The 18,203-nt window shown below is 50.9% G+C and carries 23 protein-coding genes and 1 pseudogene; 15 read left to right on the top strand and 9 right to left on the bottom strand.

Annotation, left to right across the window (positions count from 1 at the left end; genetic code table 11):
- Positions 1-125: 125 nt before the first annotated feature.
- The 3 genes from LIX15_RS09180 to LIX15_RS09170 all read left to right on the top strand — a co-directional run bounded on the left by LIX15_RS09180 (position 126) and on the right by LIX15_RS09170 (position 2,134).
- Positions 126-515, top strand: coding sequence for an SWIM zinc finger family protein (locus tag LIX15_RS09180; RefSeq protein WP_227773436.1), 390 nt, complete (start codon positions 126-128; stop codon positions 513-515).
- Positions 516-551: 36 nt separating this feature from the next.
- The gene (locus LIX15_RS09175) at positions 552-1,472 is read left to right on the top strand and encodes a cupin domain-containing protein (protein ID WP_227773435.1); all 921 of its coding nucleotides are present in this window, start codon (positions 552-554) and stop codon (positions 1,470-1,472) included.
- A 494-nt stretch (positions 1,473-1,966) separates the two neighbouring features.
- Complete coding sequence (locus LIX15_RS09170; RefSeq protein WP_227773434.1) at positions 1,967-2,134, top strand: DUF1931 domain-containing protein; 168 nt, start codon at positions 1,967-1,969, stop codon at positions 2,132-2,134.
- Positions 2,135-2,208: 74 nt separating this feature from the next.
- Here LIX15_RS09170 and LIX15_RS09165 read toward each other — a convergent pair whose 3' ends face one another.
- Positions 2,209-2,367 (bottom strand): hypothetical protein, encoded by a 159-nt coding sequence (locus tag LIX15_RS09165; RefSeq protein WP_227773433.1) that lies wholly within the window; start codon positions 2,365-2,367, stop codon positions 2,209-2,211.
- Between the two features lie 328 nt (positions 2,368-2,695).
- Between LIX15_RS09165 and LIX15_RS09160 the strand changes: the two genes are divergently transcribed.
- The 4 genes from LIX15_RS09160 (at position 2,696) to LIX15_RS09145 (ending at position 5,517) form a co-directional block, all read left to right on the top strand.
- Positions 2,696-3,802 (top strand): nitrilase-related carbon-nitrogen hydrolase, encoded by a 1,107-nt coding sequence (locus LIX15_RS09160; RefSeq protein WP_227773432.1) that lies wholly within the window; start codon positions 2,696-2,698, stop codon positions 3,800-3,802.
- 130 nt (positions 3,803-3,932) lie between these two features.
- A complete protein-coding gene (locus tag LIX15_RS09155) occupies positions 3,933-4,346 on the top strand; it encodes an SWIM zinc finger family protein (protein WP_227773431.1) in 414 nt (137 codons plus the stop codon).
- Positions 4,347-4,545: 199 nt separating this feature from the next.
- Positions 4,546-4,923: a SprT-like domain-containing protein gene (locus LIX15_RS09150; RefSeq protein WP_265338368.1), complete on the top strand. Its 378-nt coding sequence runs from the start codon at positions 4,546-4,548 to the stop codon at positions 4,921-4,923.
- Positions 4,924-5,184: 261 nt separating this feature from the next.
- On the top strand, positions 5,185-5,517 hold the full coding sequence (locus LIX15_RS09145) for a hypothetical protein (RefSeq protein ID WP_227773430.1): 333 nt from the start codon (positions 5,185-5,187) through the stop codon (positions 5,515-5,517).
- Positions 5,518-5,750: 233 nt separating this feature from the next.
- On the opposite strand, the gene LIX15_RS09140 is transcribed toward LIX15_RS09145, so the two are convergent.
- Positions 5,751-6,128, bottom strand: a complete 378-nt coding sequence (locus LIX15_RS09140; protein ID WP_227773429.1) for a hypothetical protein — start codon at positions 6,126-6,128, stop codon at positions 5,751-5,753.
- 166 nt (positions 6,129-6,294) lie between these two features.
- Here LIX15_RS09140 and LIX15_RS09135 point away from each other — a divergent pair, with 166 nt between their 5' ends.
- Positions 6,295-7,065: a hypothetical protein gene (locus LIX15_RS09135; RefSeq protein WP_227773428.1), complete on the top strand. Its 771-nt coding sequence runs from the start codon at positions 6,295-6,297 to the stop codon at positions 7,063-7,065.
- Positions 7,066-7,387: 322 nt separating this feature from the next.
- On the top strand, positions 7,388-7,891 hold the full coding sequence (locus LIX15_RS09130) for a hypothetical protein (protein ID WP_227773427.1): 504 nt from the start codon (positions 7,388-7,390) through the stop codon (positions 7,889-7,891).
- Between the two features lie 901 nt (positions 7,892-8,792).
- Here the strand turns inward: LIX15_RS09130 and LIX15_RS09125 are convergent.
- The gene (locus LIX15_RS09125) at positions 8,793-9,137 is read right to left on the bottom strand and encodes a DUF6176 family protein (protein WP_227773426.1); all 345 of its coding nucleotides are present in this window, start codon (positions 9,135-9,137) and stop codon (positions 8,793-8,795) included.
- Between the two features lie 156 nt (positions 9,138-9,293).
- Positions 9,294-9,569, bottom strand: coding sequence for a metallophosphoesterase family protein (locus LIX15_RS09120; RefSeq protein ID WP_227776879.1), 276 nt, complete (start codon positions 9,567-9,569; stop codon positions 9,294-9,296).
- Between LIX15_RS09120 and LIX15_RS09115 the strand changes: the two genes are divergently transcribed.
- The 4 genes from LIX15_RS09115 (at position 9,460) to hepT (ending at position 11,917) form a co-directional block, all read left to right on the top strand.
- Positions 9,460-10,308: a hypothetical protein gene (locus LIX15_RS09115; RefSeq protein ID WP_227776989.1), complete on the top strand. Its 849-nt coding sequence runs from the start codon at positions 9,460-9,462 to the stop codon at positions 10,306-10,308. The genes LIX15_RS09120 and LIX15_RS09115 overlap by 110 nt on opposite strands.
- 132 nt (positions 10,309-10,440) lie before the next feature.
- Complete coding sequence (locus LIX15_RS09110; protein ID WP_227773425.1) at positions 10,441-10,788, top strand: hypothetical protein; 348 nt, start codon at positions 10,441-10,443, stop codon at positions 10,786-10,788.
- A gap of 155 nt (positions 10,789-10,943) precedes the next feature.
- Entirely contained in the window at positions 10,944-11,486 is a 543-nt protein-coding gene (gene mntA / locus LIX15_RS09105; RefSeq protein ID WP_227773424.1) for a type VII toxin-antitoxin system MntA family adenylyltransferase antitoxin, read from the top strand.
- 2 nt (positions 11,487-11,488) lie between these two features.
- Entirely contained in the window at positions 11,489-11,917 is a 429-nt protein-coding gene (gene hepT / locus LIX15_RS09100) for a type VII toxin-antitoxin system HepT family RNase toxin (RefSeq protein WP_227773423.1), read from the top strand.
- A gap of 486 nt (positions 11,918-12,403) precedes the next feature.
- On the opposite strand, the gene LIX15_RS09095 is transcribed toward hepT, so the two are convergent.
- Positions 12,404-12,640, bottom strand: a complete 237-nt coding sequence (locus LIX15_RS09095; RefSeq protein WP_227773422.1) for a hypothetical protein — start codon at positions 12,638-12,640, stop codon at positions 12,404-12,406.
- 134 nt (positions 12,641-12,774) lie between these two features.
- Positions 12,775-12,921: pseudogene (locus LIX15_RS09090) on the bottom strand (geranylgeranylglyceryl/heptaprenylglyceryl phosphate synthase); the annotation flags it as partial.
- 141 nt (positions 12,922-13,062) lie between these two features.
- On the opposite strand from LIX15_RS09090, the gene LIX15_RS09085 reads away from it, so the two are divergent.
- Positions 13,063-13,377, top strand: a complete 315-nt coding sequence (locus tag LIX15_RS09085; protein ID WP_227773421.1) for a hypothetical protein — start codon at positions 13,063-13,065, stop codon at positions 13,375-13,377.
- A 271-nt stretch (positions 13,378-13,648) separates the two neighbouring features.
- On the opposite strand, the gene LIX15_RS09080 is transcribed toward LIX15_RS09085, so the two are convergent.
- The gene (locus LIX15_RS09080) at positions 13,649-14,962 is read right to left on the bottom strand and encodes a hemolysin family protein (protein ID WP_227773420.1); all 1,314 of its coding nucleotides are present in this window, start codon (positions 14,960-14,962) and stop codon (positions 13,649-13,651) included.
- A gap of 685 nt (positions 14,963-15,647) precedes the next feature.
- Between LIX15_RS09080 and LIX15_RS09075 the strand changes: the two genes are divergently transcribed.
- Complete coding sequence (locus LIX15_RS09075; protein WP_227776877.1) at positions 15,648-16,109, top strand: YqaA family protein; 462 nt, start codon at positions 15,648-15,650, stop codon at positions 16,107-16,109.
- Between the two features lie 670 nt (positions 16,110-16,779).
- Here the strand turns inward: LIX15_RS09075 and LIX15_RS09070 are convergent.
- Both LIX15_RS09070 and LIX15_RS09065 read right to left on the bottom strand, forming a co-directional pair.
- Positions 16,780-17,412: an MFS transporter gene (locus tag LIX15_RS09070; RefSeq protein ID WP_227773419.1), complete on the bottom strand. Its 633-nt coding sequence runs from the start codon at positions 17,410-17,412 to the stop codon at positions 16,780-16,782.
- A gap of 7 nt (positions 17,413-17,419) precedes the next feature.
- On the bottom strand, positions 17,420-18,013 hold the full coding sequence (locus LIX15_RS09065) for a nitroreductase family protein (protein ID WP_227773418.1): 594 nt from the start codon (positions 18,011-18,013) through the stop codon (positions 17,420-17,422).
- Positions 18,014-18,203: the final 190 nt, after the last annotated feature.

Here is an 18,203-nt window from a genome sequence, read left to right as displayed (position 1 = left end):
CCGCAATAAATCGTATCAATCAGAAGTAGCTACTATTTCAATCAACAGTCGATGATAACGCGTTTGGACGAGCATGTCTGTCCGAACAGAACCAGCACTGGTCTTCCTGAATAGATTGAAAGACCATGAGTACAAAACAATCCACTGCCCGTGAAGCTGACGAGACGGCACAGAAACGCGCACAGTGGGAACAGTTCCGGTTCCGCGTCGAGGCTCTCGGACAGGTCGAAGTCACCACCGAGAGCCACGAGAACCCCGCTGAGCACCAGTACACCGTCTCCATCGACGACGTAACCGAGAAACTGATGGCCTGCACGTGTCCGCACCACGTCCACCGCAACGCCTTCTGCAAGCGCATGGCCGCCGTCGAGCACGCGGCTGATGACGGGACGCTCGACGCCTTCCCTTTGGAGGATGACGACGATGTCAAACCCGAAGACTGCGACTGTGAGGGCCTCGGTGATTTCCCATGCTGGCCGTGTGTGCAAATGGGACGAAAGGAACTGCCGAACTAACCACCGCTTCAGTCTTTTTTATCCGTGGTACGCCAATTGACGATCTCGGAGATCACCGACCAGCGAACGTTGACGGAAAGCGCGAACGCTGTGACCGATGATACACCTGAGACACCGACAGTCCTCCTCGACCGAGCACAACGGCACGCAACGAGCGTCGCCAGCGAACACTTCCTGAATTTGCCACCCGACAAAGAAGTAATCCGGCTACGACTCCACCGATACGATATGAGCGGTGACATTCGAGTTGTCGATCCGACGGATAGAGATCGGACCGAACCGATGGCTGGCCTCATTGAGCAGACGCTGTTTCACGTTGCTGACTATCGGTTCGTGCTGCTTCGGATCGACGAGAATACGCCGTGGCACGTCCGGGAAGGAGCCATCTATGGATGGGTTCGCACTGGCCAAGGACGGATTGCACATAGCGAAGGTCAATCGACAGCCATTGAGACAGGCGACTTCCTCCACGTGCCTCCCACAACCGTTCACAGGTACATCGGCGGGGTTGATCAACTGGAGATCCTGGCAGTCGTTACTGGCGATTCTGACATTACGCAGGTCGCTGCACCGCCGACTACTGATATAGACTCCGAGCCGGCCATTGTCGGTCCCGACGACCTCGTGTCAACGGTCGAGAGTCCAAACCTGATTCGAGAGACACCGTTTCCTGAAGCTGCGGTCCTCATGATGCGTGTCCAAGCAGCCGGAGGGGCCGCCGCTGGTTGGCATCACCATGGAGAGAATGTCTATTTTGGCTATGCTGTTGACGGACCGAGCGAGACCGAGTATGGTCCAGCGGGCGAGAACAGTGCACGGATCGAAATCGGCGAGTGTTTCCATGTCCCGCCGGAGCTGATCCACCGCGATACGAATCCGACTGATACCGCCCACACGGGGATCATCTGGCTCTGCGGTGGCGAACCCTGGATCGTGAACGTCGAGGGTCCTGGGTAATGCCGTCTTCACTCGATTGCAAGGTGCGCTTGAGATACAGAGCAGAATCCCTTCTCTGTATTCGGCACGCGATTCGTATCGTCTATTGAGGGTTGCAACAGGGCAATGAATTCGACTATGACGGACGCTATCCGGAGACGATCGCGGTCGGTGGTATCACCCGAGCGTTAGATCTAATTATCGGTGGTCCTGAGAGCGATTATGATGATGGTGGGAGTAATATACTCACTACTCTTCTGGAATTTACCAGATAACCACCCGCGGACTCAATTTTCCACGCTCCAACTCACCCCTTTCATGCAACTCCTCAAACCGCTGATGCACTGGCCGTCGCTCCATCCCAACCGTATCTGCGACCCACCGAGCAGTCACCGCCGGAAACTCGGTCTCACGAATTACTCGAAGAATATTGTCATCAGTGAACCGAATTACTGGTCCTTTTTCAACCATTTCACCACTGGTCTTTTGTAGTATTATCCCGTCTGGGCGCTTGTATGGGCAATTTGATTGTCAAAGCGGCAGTGAAAGAACAGCTCGAAGACCAGAATGTGGCGAGTGACTTCTACGATGCACTTGACGAGGAAGTCGCAGCAGTCCTCGAGGACGCCTCTCGCCGAGCCGAGGAAAACGATCGCAAAACCGTCCAAGCGCGCGATTTGTAACGGTTCACCGCTTCACTGTAGTATCAACCTGGTTTTTGTCGCTACACAGAACTCAGTTCTCTAGCAGCTGACCGCTACTCCGTCCGAATCCAGATCACCCGCCGCTCCTCCGGCTTCTTCTTTCGAATTTCGTCGTTCTCATGCAGTCGAGTGAGAACGTTATAGGCCGACCGTCGTGACCACCCAAGTTCGTCCGCGATCTCGCTCGTCATGTAGGGTCCGAGAGGTTCCATGACGTCGAGGATATCCGCTGGCTTCCGTTGATGAACAAACTCGCCTCCCTCTCATTGTGATATTCCATTGTTATTTTGGAGATGACTCTCCCCAATGTCAGCCGTTCTGCTAGAGTCAATATTGGAAGACAAGTGTTCCAAACTGTCGGTGAATATCACTCACATCAATCGATCTATTAGCCCCAGTCAACTTACGAGAAATCTATTTGCCCACGAGATTGATTAATGTCGTTGGTCACTGATAATATTGTCTCTGCTTGTCAACCCCGGTCAATGACAGCACCACACATAATTATGTCCTATCCACAAATAATACAATCGAGTACCGATGGCGAAGATCGAACAATACACTGCGGTTGGTCTCTCTCCAACCGTCTGGGGTGCGACAGAACGTAGCGATATACAGAAGAATCTTGACCACATCCACGACAATCTCAAAGCGGCGACGTGGCTGAGTAGTCTCGAATTGCCAGTGAAGCTTGCCGTCATTCCCGAGGGGGCGCTTCAGGGATTCACTGATGAAGTCATGGACATGGATCACGCGACGTACGCAGACGAGATCGCGATAGACATTCCTGGTGACGAGACCAACACACTTGGTGAATATGCTACAGAATTCGAGACCTATATTGTCGCCTCAGCGAAGGAGAAAGCTGAACCGAAGTTTCCAAACAAGTTCTTTAATACTGCATTTATTATCAATCCAGACGGTGACATCATCCTAAAACACCGGAAGGTGACGCCACTCCTCCCCGTTGAACGATCGGTCAGCCCGCACGACGTCTGGGATGCGTGGGTCGCAGAATACGGCAGAGATTTAGACGCTTTTTTCCCAGTTGCAGACACGGATATCGGACGTCTTGGCATCTCATTGGCTATCGAAGGGGCCTATCCGGAATATGTTCGCGGCCTCGCGATGAATGGGGCAGAGGTTATTTGTCGGATTTCTTGTCCTGAACCTCTCGTTGCTAATGACGGATGGCGTATTCAAAATCGAGCCCGGGCACTCGATAACACTGCCTACCTTGTTGCACCAAATTTGGGTACCTACTATCTCACACCGGATGAAGAGACGCCCGTTGACACCTTCGGTGGTGGGTCGATGGTTGTTAACCATCGAGGTGACGTACTTGCTGAACACGACTATGGTGCCGGATCCTCATATGTCGGAGCTCCCATCGATATCGAAGGATTGCGTGAACACCGTACTCGATCGCCGCTGACAAATTGGTTGAAAGACCTTCGCACTGAGCTATGCCAGGTCATTTACGATCGGGAACTCTACCCAAAGAACCGTTATCTCGATGCACAACCACCTCGCCATGACAAGTATGCCGAAGAAGTCACGCAGGCGCGTATCGACTCCATGATCGAACAAGATATCTGGGTACCACCGTATCAAGATCGAGGCGAAGCTAACGAACCCATAGAGTAACCCTTTCGAACTGTTTTTCCACAATCAAAAACAGTGTCTAGCTAACGAGCAAGCACCTCTTGGAGGCGGGTCTCAGGCATCCAAGGTTCGTCCACACTCGCTCTCAAATCCGATCCTATTGAATGCTGGGTTGACGAACGCATCGCATGCAAACCCAACTGCAGCGCTTGAAGCTGACGAGACGGCCCAGAAACGCGCACAGGCCGACCAATTTTCCTTCGACGTCAATGCCCCCGGACTCATCGAAGTGACCAATGAGAGCCACGAGAACCCCGCTGACCACCAATACGTAGTGACGCTGGACGACGTGACCGACAACGTGATGGCGTGCACCTGCCCGCACCACGTCCACCGGAGCGCGTTCTGTAAGCACATGGCTGCCGTCGAAACTGCGACGGATGACGGAACGCTCACGGCGTTCCCATCGGACGACGACAAGACAGACGAAGACGACGCTGAACCTGAAGAGTGCGATTGTGATGGCCTGAATGGCTTCCCGTGCTGGCCGTGCGTCCGCGCACATCGTAAGGAACTGCCAAACTAATCATCTGTCACGTTATCTAATTTTATGGCGCAACAATCGAAACTATTGGATATGGTCGCCCAGCGAACGCTGACCGAGTGCGCGGCTAGTTCGACCGAATGCGCGGACGACACACCGACGACTGAACGGAACCTGCTCGACCGAGCACAAGCACACGCGGCGGACGTCGCCGCTGCGCATTTCTCTGACCTGCCGATTGATGCAATTGCGTGGGAGGTGTCCCAGCGACGACAGCGGTCGGCAGGGGCGACGAATAACGATCTCGCTCGCATGGGATGCATTCGAGCAACACGGTTGGGAACAATTCAGTTCGACCGTGTGCCATGAATTGATTCACGCATGGCAGTACCACGAGTTCGGGGAAGCGGACCACGGGCGAACGTTCACCCGTTGGACCGATACTCTCGACACAACCCAGCACTGCGAGCGGTTCACATCGCCGAACTGGTGGGTGATTTGCGAAGACTGTGACGGGCGACTCGCGCGTTATCGGCGCTCGAAGGTTGTGAAACACCCTGAGAAGTACAGTTGTGGCGACTGCGACGGGTCGCTGCGAGTTGAGGAGGTTACTGAATGAGTCCGAAGCGCTGCCCGGCGTGCGGGCAAACGGTGATGGTAGGTACGATTCGCGGCCCCTCGGCGGTCACGATCTATCCTTGCGGCCATGAGATCTACAGGGCGGCGTTGATCGACGCTCCGGCCCTCCCTCAGTCTTTCATTCGTTTGTTTTTCGAACGGTACAGACGCTAACGTAGGTTAGTAGGTTATACTAACGGTGTGTATTCACTCTCAGTCTGGCTGGCAATTCTTTACGGTGTGTTCTCGCGAAGCGTCTAGTATGCTCCGTGAGACGGCCCTCTTCGATGCGCTCCATAGCGAGCTTGCGATCGTCTTGGAGGAGACACGGGACGACGGGATCGACACTGACCGACTTGCGACGCAACTGCTTGAAAATGATGGAGCTAGACGGCTGCTGATTGGCGTAACTGAGGATGCAACAGCGATTCTCACTTACAACCGACTGACGAACTCGATCACGCGAACGCCGATTGAGGCTGACGGATTGGATGGCAGCAGGAGTCGGCATATCGACCGGCAACGGACGGAAGGGCAAGTGCTTGAGTCAGTGCAACAGCTTGGACGTTTTTCGACTGAGTGCAATCGAAGATGATAGCATTGAGAAGCTCCTAACCCTATCGAGCGGTGATTGTAGCCTAGAAGAGCTCCGGAGGAATGGGGGGTGGATCGAGGGAGGTGGATCAGGAGTGATGGCGCCAGATCCGGTGATGTCAAAGCGCCCTCGACACATGATACCGTTTAGCACGAATTAATAAATACTTTGTGGTGATATGGAAAATAAAACAGAACATCTTATTCAATAAGAATGACACTACTCTCCTCTATTTAGGAAAGAACTCTCCGCAGGGATGGGATGATCGAACCAACAACAAGACCTTCAACGGCAAACAGCGGAATAATCATGAGGCCAACAACGACCGAGACATAGGCACCGATCGCCCCTGCAACGTTGAGACTTCCCGTCGAGAGAACGACATTGATCGCTCCTACTCCAACGATAACAACGAGAGTCAATATCCCGCCAATAAGCCCAGCAAGGCCACCGTCATAGAGGCCATCAGCCATTGTATTTGCTGACCACCCAGCAATCAGGCCGCCAAGAATCCCCCATGGGGCAAGACCACTACTGCCACTCAGGATGCCGATTACGCCACCAGCAATTGCTGTGCCTACTGCCCCGTGGTAAACGTTCTTGTTAACCATTATGGACTATCCATTGACATTAAATATAATACTTTCCACGAATATTCAGCCTTCAAATAGCACGCTCAGTTAGTGTCTCCTTGAATGTTCAGAGAGCACGGTTCAGTTGACTACACAATCAGGTAATCCACTAGGATCATATTACCGACCACTAACAGAGAAACTAATGGCTCGCAACTCGCTTGTCGCTGTGGTCGTTCTCTGCGCAATTGCAGGTGGTGCTCTCATCTTCGACGCCACACTCCTTGATACACCCTCTCAATCAGACGAGACCAAACTCACAGGAACACTCGCTCTTGGACTGACCGCTACGGGTCTCACAGATCCAGGCAAACTGACGGACGCCCATGATCGGATTCTGACGGATGAGTCGTTCACGTACCATGGGAAGACGGTTCTCCAGTATTCAAATGGCACTTTGGTGCGCCGCTCAAATACGACGATTCAGGCTGCACACAACAACACGCAGTTTCGATTTACAGAGGTCTATTCTGGCCACATTCCACAACTCTTTGGCGCAAAACAGGGTCAGTTTGAAACCTGGTCGAATGGTAACCGAACACTTGCTCTCTTCAAAACTCCCAGACAACACCAGTATCAGCAACTAAGAGACCATACAGACACCTTTGGTTCGTTAACGAACAACGACCGACTGTACGTCTTCTTTAATGGGTTTACGATAACATCAATTGAGAAGGTCAACAACTTAGAATCAACAACGCAGTTGTATCGGCTGCACTCAACCAACTTGAGTCGGCCATCGCTACTCACAGATCAATTTCTACCAGCGACAGTCGACAATGGAACGTTTTCTGCGGTTGTCGATTCATGGGGTATGGTTCATCGCTATCAAGTGACTGCCACCGGGGACTACATGGTGAGACTGTGCGCATCCAAGAATCTGGAACCTATTCTGCAATTGATGATACGCAGGTAACGCGACCCGCATGGTATGAAGCAGCGATCGCAAATACGACACAGAGGACTACCGTTGGCTAATTTCTACCCCTCTTTGGTGATTCTGTTTCTGGATGGTCTAGGAGTGTGATGAGTAGGGTTGAAGATTCTGCTAACTGTTGCAGGTGATGGATGGTCGCTCATTGTTTCTAAGAGGTGAGAAGATAGCTTACCGATATGCCTTGGCACCCACGACAACGAGTAGCGGTGCTCTGACTGCCGATACGACAACAGGGAGAGTAGTATCAAAGAGGTATTTCACTCATCACGAAGCTTATTCTCCAATAACCCCCTAAATAGGTATGAAGCGACGAACGACCCTCTCATTCCTCACCGCGGGACTCGTCTCCATAATTAGTGGGTGTCTCACCGGCAGTATCCGCGATGCAGTGACTCCTACATCGGCGAATGGCGCAATCGAAGCCACGTCGTTTCAAATCCTCGGGAACGATGCAAATCCGGGACAGTCAGGGAACCCACCCACCGTACGCTTCAATGGCGAAACGAAGCAAGTGATCATCACGGGTCGTCTCTACGTTGGTTCGATCGAATGCAATGAAGCCGTGTTACAGAACGTCACGTACAAACAATCCGAGAACCGGCTTTCTGTTGTCGTCACGCATGGAAAAAGTGATGCACATCCTGATAACCAGCTCTTCGGGTCTGGTGTATGTGATGCTGCGATGAGTTCAGATGCCTATCGAGCAGTAGTCACATTCCGAAAGAGGCTACCTAGACGTGTGCTGGCCACCGAGCGTGGCGCATTGGGGGACACTACCTCAGTAACTGCCACATACGATATGTAGCGAACTCGTTGAGATCCAATGATGTGTGTATTCAATAATTTCTCAACTGCGTGTATTTCATCGCTGTATAACCGCTGCTTAGTTCAGCTCTGCTGAACAATCGGGCAAAAGTCGTCTGTTTTCTAGGACTTCGACTCATTTCAAAATGCGTGATTGATTTGATAACCGAAGTAGAACATGCGGCGGCAGCGAGGTCGATTTCTTGAATTTGCCCAATTTAGGCGATTGACTTCCTGTGGGCAGTATGAGCGGCAGTACACCCTCCCCCAAAACTCCCAAATCAATCTGTACGCAGTTCATGGCGGGTATCTATTGGTTCGAAGCAGCGAGCAAAGATTACTGGACTATAATGAGCTCATCTAGACATCTGTCGACTGCCTGTTGATGAGGCAACTGTCTGGCGCTAAATCGATATGAATAGTTGTGCAAGAAAGATCGCTGTTATCACGAGCGCGAGACCGGCCATCCCATAGGCCAATGGCCCGTATTCCGTGGGTTTACGTTCCTCTTTCTCTGGCTTCCGCAATCTGATGAGGCCAGTAAATAAGATCGTCAGTCCTACGCCAGCACGAAGAACACTTTCTATGTTCAATTGAAATTGAGTGGCTACCAAAACTTGGGCTATCAAGACAGCCCCGCTATACAGAAGGCAATACGTCACAAACCGAGCTGGGCGCATTAACGACAGAATTGTTGTCTTTGGTACATATTCCTATCGGTGACTCCAAAGATAGACCCAATAAAGTCAATTTTTCACTCTATAACCTGGATAGTGAATTCACCCCCCACCGCGTCCTCGGGGAAGCGTGAAACCTTGTCTGCCATGAGAAGGGCTTCAGAAGACAGTTTTTGCCGTTCGAAATGGGAAAATAGCGATCTAGCAGATCTACATGTCGTACAATCACGGACGATCCGGATTGGCTAAATGGTACAGAGGTTCGATAATCTCCTCAGGTTGGTCTTCAGCCACGATTTCTCCAAGAAGTTGTTTGAATTCTTGATCGAGGTCATGCTGGGAAGACTCGAATACTTCATGAGCCATCTCGAGATCCTCGGCCTCCATGTAGAACATCACGTAATCCTCATCCTCTGTCGAGTTGAGAAATGCCGCCTCAGAAAAGACGCTTTCATCTTGCAATGTTTCGATGGCTTCGTCCCGTCGGGAATTCACTTCTTCTACCCATTCGCGGAGTCGCTCTATTCGCCCTGGTTTGAGTCGATATCGAAATAGCGTTGTCTCGGCCATTAGTTAGAAATTTGCTATATGAAATAAATACGTTTGGGATGGTGGGAAAACAATCGGGCCTATATGGAGAATATTTACTACTACTTTCAATTGTGTCAAGAAGTGTATCATCACGGGACCCGTCTCGGTCTGTGCGCAGTTCGCAGGGCGAAATTATCACGCCTCATGGACAGTTACGTCGTTATCGCCATCTGTAACTTCAACAGTCATCATCGTTGCTCTGCCGTCAGCTGGGCCGACACCCGTCGCACTCCCTGGATTGAGCACACGAATATCGTCGTGGGTTTCACTCTCGACGACGTGAGTGTGGCCGCCGACACCAATGACTAGGTCGTCTGGGTTAGCTCTCGCTCGTGCCGTATCGACAATCGCGTCGAGCCAGTCGTCGCGGTCGAAGACAATACCCTTTGAACTCGAAATCGCCTTCTTCACATGGTTCACACAAACTGGGAACCAATCGAACGCAAACGCAAGTCTCCCGATTGGAATCAACCCGCAGAGGTACGCGAAACACTTCGACAAGCGGGTCAATATCGCCAAGCAAGGCGCAGATAAGACGGGTAAGAAGGCGATTGACGACGTACTAGAGCAAGTAATCGACAGCGATACGGTCGTCTACTTCCCACCCGGTCGGTACAAATTGAATACGAACCACCGCCACGTCGGGCTGCAAAACCTCGGGATTATCGGCAATAACGCCGTTCTCACTCACGGAACAGTTGAAGCGATTGATGGCTTCGACATGACGAGCGGTGAGTATCACGGCCCAGCACAACACTTCAAAATCGGAGTCCCTGACAACCCGCACAAAGGCAAATTCGTGTTCGGTGGGTTCATCGCTAATTGGCGGGGGAAGAACGAAGGCATGCAGATCTTGAATCACCACACAAACGGCACGTCGGTGACCGAAAACATTCGCCAGCAAGGGATTCACAGCCTTGGCTGTCAAGGGCCATTTCGAATTGACGCTCACGGAGCGAATGCGAAAGCGATTGTCCGCGGGGTTGATCTGCGCTTCGGCGGTAAGAGCTACCAGTTCACGATTAATACGCGCCAAGAGCGATCAGGCGGTGGGACAGAGACAGGGAGGTCGTGGGCAACGAGCGGAATCACGACCCATCCCGAAGCGAAAGGCCATCCCCGGGTGCAGCAATCGATGTGTGGGGGCTAGCCCGACAACGGCTTTTATCTGGCCGGTGGTCCGAAGCAAACAGTAGAAATCGTCAACTGTGTTACGGCGAATTCCCATCCCTCGAATATTCGAATTGCGGGCACAGACTGCCGCATCAAGGGCTGTACTGTCGTGACTGGCTCGAATTTCAACAAGAACGGCTTCTACTTCGAACAGCGTCCGCTTCGGTTAGACGGTGGGACGTGTACAGTGTCGAATACGCAGATCAAACAGCTGCTCCCAACAGGATGGTCAGTAACGGTCCAGCACGCCATCGAGCAAGCAACGCTCAAGAACGTCTCCGTGGGGATTTACAAGCACCCACAGTTAGCGCTTGTCGTTGACGACGGTGTGGGTCGCTGTACGGTCAATGGATTCAATGTGAAAACGAACGGCTGGCAGGGAACACGCGGATCTCTGTTTCGTGGGTGGCCTGACGTCGCGAAGAATATCACCGTGAATGGCCGCGCAATCGCTTGAAGAGTCGACGACTGGATAACGGTGGTGGTACAAGATTTAGTGAGTGGCGCTGTAGATAAGATCAGATCTTTTCTCAATTATGGACGAAGGTGAAAAACTGGTATAAATACCGACGGGGAAATCCAGATGGCGCTCGTTTACGCTGGAGGTGGTGGATGACGGGTGAAGCATCCGATTGTTACGATTATCGCTCTGGTTGCCAGAGCAAGTATCGAATTCGCACAGTAGAACACAGCATTAAGTATGTTGCCCGTGTACTCTTAGATATCATGTGGGAACGGAAGGAAACGACAATTCCGAATCTCAATGTCGATCTCATTGTCGAGGTAATCGACGAAACTCCCGCAACCCTAACGATTCTGTATGGCTCCTATGCGCGGGGTGATGCCACTGTGACGAGCGATATTGACCTCGCCGTTGAGTTTGGAGAGTCGCTCTCGTCTAGTGAGCGAACGCAAGCACGTCTCGATCTTGTTGAACGATTAACGACCAAACTGAACACAGATGCTATCGATGTTGTTCCCCTATCACAGGTCCCACCAGCACTCCTAGAGGAGATCCTTACAGATGGAATTCTCATCTATGGATCGCCAATAGATGTCGAACGATATTCTGACCAAACAGTTAAGACAACTAGTCATCAGGAACGACTTGCTGAATTTGATGACCTGCTTGCGGACCTCGAACAGGTTGTCTAAGAATGGACGAACGAACAGAGAGCCGGATTCTCGAGAAGGCTCAATACATCAGTGAAGCACTGGCTGTCCTTGTGCAAAAACGTGAGTCGCTCTCTTTTGCAGACTACCGCGCACAGCGTGAACAACGAGACATTGTTGAACGAGAATTCGAAACAACAATCGAGGCATGCATTGATATCGGTAAAATGATTCTCAAAGCTGACGGTGAGACAATCCCACCAACTAACGTGCAGGTTTTTCACGAACTCGAGAGACAGGAGATCCTCGATACAAAAACTGCAAGAAAGATGGCACAAGCAGCTGGCTTCAGAAACATTCTCTCACACCAATATGGAAACGACATCAACGATGAAGATGTCTATAACTTCCTCCACCAAAACCTGCCACTCTTTCACGAGTACTTAGGACAAGTGCGTGATTTCCTCGATTAACTCACTGAATATGGTCGTGTACTCTTCTACAGTCGCGTGAACCGCGTTTTCGCCCATTTTCATGTCGTATATGCGTTCCCTATTAGTGACATCAGCACACAGGTGAACACTGCCCAAGTGATGCTTTGAGGGTTGGGAACGCGGGGATCGCTATTCCGTGGGTGGCCGGACGTCGCCAAGAATATCACCGTGAATGGCCGGTCTGTTACGTGACGTGGCGGTCACCCCAACAATCATTTTACAAACATGAATGGAGATTGTATATACACGACCATTGGAACGAATGCGACGAACTGCCAAGAACTGAGTACGGAACCCCTGCTGATCGTGCCGGGAGTACTCTTGCTCGTGACCAGCATCGTCGGTATGCAATCGCTGCTACCAACGCAAATGAATCATCTCATCCAACCGTTTCTGTTCCAATGGCGGTCATCGGTTTGCTGCTGACCGAGATCTCGTTGGCGAGTTTGGCCTACACAACCCGTTCTAGCGAGTAGTTCCGGGAACGAGATCCCAGACTTTCGCTGTCGCGACGTACTCGCTATCCTGCTCTTCGATATATCCTACTGCAAGAGCCTCGGCTATCGAATCATCGATATCGCCGTCAAAACGACCATGCTGGGTTGCAATTACACCGATGTGGTCGCGATCAATCGTCGGACGGTTGTTCCCACCCGTGTTGTGCTCGAAAATTCGTGCTACGATTGCGGCATTCTTGCTCATGTCAAGTGGTAGTGTCCGAACGGCGTTAAATCGGTGGACGATATTGGTTAGTATAAAATACTAACCTACAAGCAACTGATTGCAGGTGCACATTCTCGATCGACACACTCACCACGTCGATTGTAGAGCACAGATTATGACTCCTGCTTCGCATCCCTTGTTCCGCGAACGGTTGCTTTGACCGCCTCGATACCGGTCTCATGGAGCACATCGCCGACAATGACCGTATCAGCAACACTCGCCATCTCGTAGGTCGAATCGTAATCGTGAATCCCACCACCATAGAAAAGCTGCGCTTATGAGAGTACATCTCGTGTGGCAGCGATAACAGCTTGATCAGTCAGGGAAACTCCCGTGGCCATCACTGGTGCACCCCTGAATCCTGCTATCGTTTTCAGGAGGGATATTGCCGTGGGTGTAAGATGGTGGAGACACAAGCGGTGGAAAACAAAAAGTATACAAGTCAAATGAGAAAATCGAACAGTATGGACGTATCGTTGCTTGTTGATTGGATATTTCTACTTGTTGCAAGTGGGACTGCACTCTTTGCAGGGTACTTAGCTATCGGCAATGGGAATCATGCAAAAGCACTCCAGACTGGTGCGATCAGTATCTTATGGTTCAGTATAGTACTAATCGATGGATACTACAACACACTTGTTTCAATGATTGCTATTGGAACTCTCGCTTTGGTGTGGATACTCACACAAAATCGAAAAGCAGTTCACCGATCATAGATTCCTTTTAATTGAAATTTATGAGATGTCCCCGATCCCTTCCAATCCAAGTATCTGTTTTCTCCTTCTCAAAATCTCCGCATGTTAACAAACTCAGCACTATTTCTGCTAGATAAAGATGGTAGTAAATATTGAGGTTTAGCACAAGATAATATTGACGAACTGATAAGAAAATTGGGAAGAGCATGTATATATAACGCTATGACCATACGTTTTAACTCCGTATCATACTGGCTTGAGCGTCCTATTCATAGTCCACCTCTTGAGTCGATCAAGCCTGCTGAATTTCAAGACGTGTGATTCGTGCATCATCAACAGCAACAACCCGGAAACTGTAGCCATCCTGTTCGATCTGATCATTGACCTCAGGTGCTTGCCCCATATGGCTGAAGACGAATCCACCAATCGTCTCAACAGTTTCACTCTCGAAGTTAGTATCCAACCGGTCGTTTACCTCCTGGACAGGTACACTACCGTCAACGATGTATTTCCCATCGTTTTGGTCTTCAATAAAGGGATTTTGAGGTGCTGTATCGAATTCGTCTCGGATATCGCCCACAATCTCCTCGAGAATATCTTCAATAGTTACGATTCCCTCGAAGACCCCCCATTCGTCAATTACAACAGCCATCTGCCCGCCTCCGTGCAGCTGAAACTCGGCAAGGATTTCGTCGATCCGTCGTGTTTCCGGCACTACGAGGACGTCTCGCGCGAGCTCACCAGCAGTGAGTAAATCATCGTGATTCGTCGCTGTTTCGATTGCTCGGAGGATGTCCTTTGCGTGGACGAATCCAACCGGATGTTCTCCATCTTCGTCAAGCACGAGATAACGTGTATAGGTTCCATTGGCAGCAACTGACCGAAGCTCTGAGAGTGGCATCGAAGCAACCACGGTTTCTACGTCGGGGCGCGGAACCATGACCTCGCGAGCGATCGTATCTCCGAGTTCGAAGACACTTTCGATCATCTCGACTTCATCAAGATCGATATGTCCCGTCTCTTCCGATCGGGTGAGGATCATCAGAATCTCTTCCTCAGAATGCGTTTCCTCGCCTTCGGATGCCGGAGAGACGCCAACGAGGTGAGTGAAGTAGTTAGCAGTGCCGTTGAAAACGATGAGACCAGGCAAAAATGCATAGTAGAAAAATTTCATCAGTGGCGCAACGAGCAGCGAGATACGTGCAGCTTCCTGGATAGCGAATGTCTTCGGCACGAGTTCACCGAAGACCACATGCAGGAAGGTGATGAATCCAAACCCAAGCGCGAAAGCGATCAGGTGGAGCGTCCCGGAAGGTACAAACGATCCGAGTACGGGCTCAATGAGGGCTGCAACAGCCGGTTCGCCAATCCACCCAAGACCGAGAGACGAAAGCGTGATCCCCAATTGGCTGACGGCGAGATAATCATCTAAGTTCTCAATGGCATCTTGTACGAGGTCTGCTCCAGGCCTGTCTCGTTCAACAAGCGCGTTCACCTGTGTCGGCCTGACTTTGACAAATGCGAACTCCGCAGCCACAAACACTCCGTTCATAATCACAAGGAAGAATGCGAGGAGCAGTCCACCCACCGAAACCAGATCTACCATACCCTCTCATTGACGTGTGGGGGACTTGTAGGAAACGGAAATCGAGTCAGGCGATATGAATTGGCCTTCACCATGTTTGTCCTAACTACTCGAACGAACGAGATAGCAAAAATACTGGTTTGGATCCAATATATGGTCAAAGAGATGATCCGAGAATAAAAAGAGAAAAAGAGCCTACGCGAATCGACGGTTCAGGAACTCGGCGCGAAACTCGGAGGCGAGATTACTGAAGTGCCTGATGTTATAATTATTAACTATTCTGACGTATTTGATAAACGGCGCTTTTTCCACCACAATTTCACCGCGCCCCAAATAATCACCACTAAAAGGCCAACAAGTAGTGCACCGATCTCTAGTATGGTTACCATGCAATTAACAGAGTTCTCTCTGTCATTAGTAATAAGTAATAGGCTTTTCAATACATTATGTGATAATAGTGGCATTTTAGACTCTGGATTGCTATTTTGCCTCCTAGCGTAGATGTGATTTCGATTAACGAAGCAGATCTATCGAGAAAATGAAAAGAGATTCGATATGAGGTCAAAGAGTAAATACTTACTACTGACTCTCGCATACTCGTTGTGACTACGTCTCGATGAGAAGTGAGTTAATACGATATAGCCTTTTGGCCAGCTTCACTGACGGGCTTCATGTTGTTATCGAAACGGCAACTGACTGGCCAGGAATGGGCCTCGTGTTCATCTACTCGTTTCTTATTGCATTTATTCTACCAGGCCCAAGTGAAGTAGTATTAATTGCGCCATTGGATCTCGGATTTCCGCACTGGGCGCATTTAGCAATTATCATGCTCAGTAGTGCTTTTGGCAAGGCTCTTGGGAGCCTATTAGCATTTCATATTGGCCAGGAGGCGAAAAAAGCGGGGCCAATTGTTCGATGGTTGCGTCGTTCTCGGTTTGATGTCCTTGAGTGGTCTGAAAAACGGACAGTCAAGTTGGCACAAACCTACGGCTATTGGGGATTGGCAGGTGCTTTGTGTATCCCCTTTTTCCAAGATACGGTCTCGATCTATGTCTTCGCCATACTCGAAGAAGATTATTTTAAATTCGCTCTTGCTACGTTTCTCGGCAGTCTTGGCCGACTCTTGGTCACTGTTCTCTTTGTTGGAAGAGCGTTTACAATACTTTGACCATGAGTTGACATCCTCCCCGCTGCAAACGGCGAGGATTCCCCGAATTGGGATATTACGGTTCGCGGTTAACAACCTGTTCTCGTTGGGCGAAACAAGCTGGCTTAACTAGTGCCGGCGTATGTATCGTGTCGTCATTTAAAGCACGACCGATAGCTTACAATGGGATACCTCGCCGTTGTCTCGACTCCAAACACCGCGTAGAATGGATCTCAGATCAGAAGGATGCGAACGCATTAGCGCTTACATCCCTTCTTATAGCAACATGTGCAATGACATTCTTCTTCCCTTCGACGGAAGTGACGGCGCAATAGACGTGCTCCATCACGGCAGTGCTATTGCACAATGGGCAGATGCGACGATCCACGGCGCGAGTAGCGTGTAGTTGCAATGCCAGGTAGCTCGTGCGTCGGGAAGATTCGGATCGACAGAAAGACTGCCGACCAGATCCGCGACGGTCGGACTGTCTCTGGTCGACCCAACATAGCGGAGCGAGAATCGAAATTGGCTATCGTCATGGCTGTCAGCAGAATAGTCGGAGAAGTCATAGGACAAGTCCCACCGAAAATCAAACTCCGGTTCCGGACTCTTCTCTCGTTGCAGGACACTGGTGGGTACTTCTCCTCGGGATGGATATGCTGGCATACACTTTATCTCAAACTGATCGGAGTCACTCTGTGTCCGATGACGGTTGTGGTACGTTTCGTCCGCTGGAAGTGTACCGTCGATGTCCAACCACAAATACGACCGTGAGTAGGAGCATTACTACGCCAGCGATCTCGTAGGTAATGGCGAGGCTTACCCGTTCGATGATGGGTTGGCTGAGGATCGGTGAGAGAAACTGGCCGAGGAAAATCATACTTGAGACCCACCCCAGAGCACGTCCTCGCCTCGCCTGTGTGACCGTTTGTGACACCCATGTGTTTGTGGTCGGGATGAGGAGTCCCCACCCAAATCCGGCAATGAGGAGACCGATCACAATGCCGAGAGCCGCGCTGCTGAGGCTGATAATCACATACCCAGCACCCATCAGCCCAAACACGAGGGCAATGAGGAGTACAATACCGAACTGAGCTTTGAACCGTTGGAACTGCGACGAGAAAATCATGGCCGTCACATTATAACTCGCAAGGATAAAACCGGTGAGCGTGCCGCTGACAGCCGCCACTGTCTGCAAGTAAAACGGTAGCTGAATTGGAATCAAATAGAACAACATACTGCCGATGAGAGTGATCAGATATATCATTCCCAACATCACCACTGGGATTTCGGCGAGAAATCGACGCAACTCGGTGACATTCATAAGTGTGTTAGCCGTTGTGTCGGCGGAATCGATCGCTTGGCTCTTCGCCTTCTTGCATCTCTATAGGGAGCGTCTCCGGTGGTCCTCGAATGCCAATCGCTGCCATCGCCTCGATCGCATAGCCCGATGGAATGGAGAGGACTGCTGCTGCCTGTTCGTAATCGAAACCTTCCATCCCATGTACGACCAGCCCTCGCCTGGCTCCTTTGAGCGCGATGTTTTCCCACGCAGCTCCCGCATCAAACGAGTGTGTTTGGGAGGGTTCCCCATTAAAGTCGAACGTCGTTTTTGAGATCATAACGACAAGCACGGCTGCCTGTTTCGCCCACGTCCTGTTGCCGTCCGAAAGGAGGTCGAGATAGGCGTTCCAGTGGTCACCGTTTCTGGTAGCATAGAGGAAGCGCCACGGCTGGTTGTTGTACGATGAGGGGGCCCATTTCGCCGCCTCAAATAACGGCATGAATTCGTCTTCATTCAACGGATCACCAGTCATCGACCGCGGCGACCAACGGTTCACGAATAGCGGAGCGATGTCGTAGCTCGGGGACCGGTGTTCGCGTACGTCGTTGCGGATCTCTTCTTGTGGATTTCGTTCATCCATGTCAGAGGAGTAGACGAGAGACTGCCGTGGCTTCACGCGTAAGCATACGTATCCAATTAAATAGCCTGGCAGTTGATTGTGGAGTGAGATGCCTCACATACAGCTGAGGATCAAGGGGGCGGCAGTGGAGGATTGGTTGGCAGATATCTCAACCGAATTTCCGAACGCTGAGTTTAGAGTGCTAACAGCC

The sequence above is a fragment of the Haladaptatus pallidirubidus genome (genome assembly GCF_020700235.1).
In the GTDB taxonomy this organism is placed as follows: Archaea; Halobacteriota; Halobacteria; order Halobacteriales; family Haladaptataceae; genus Haladaptatus; species Haladaptatus pallidirubidus.
The sequence above is the reverse complement of the archived record's forward strand: the minus strand, read 5'-3'. Positions and strand labels throughout refer to the sequence as shown.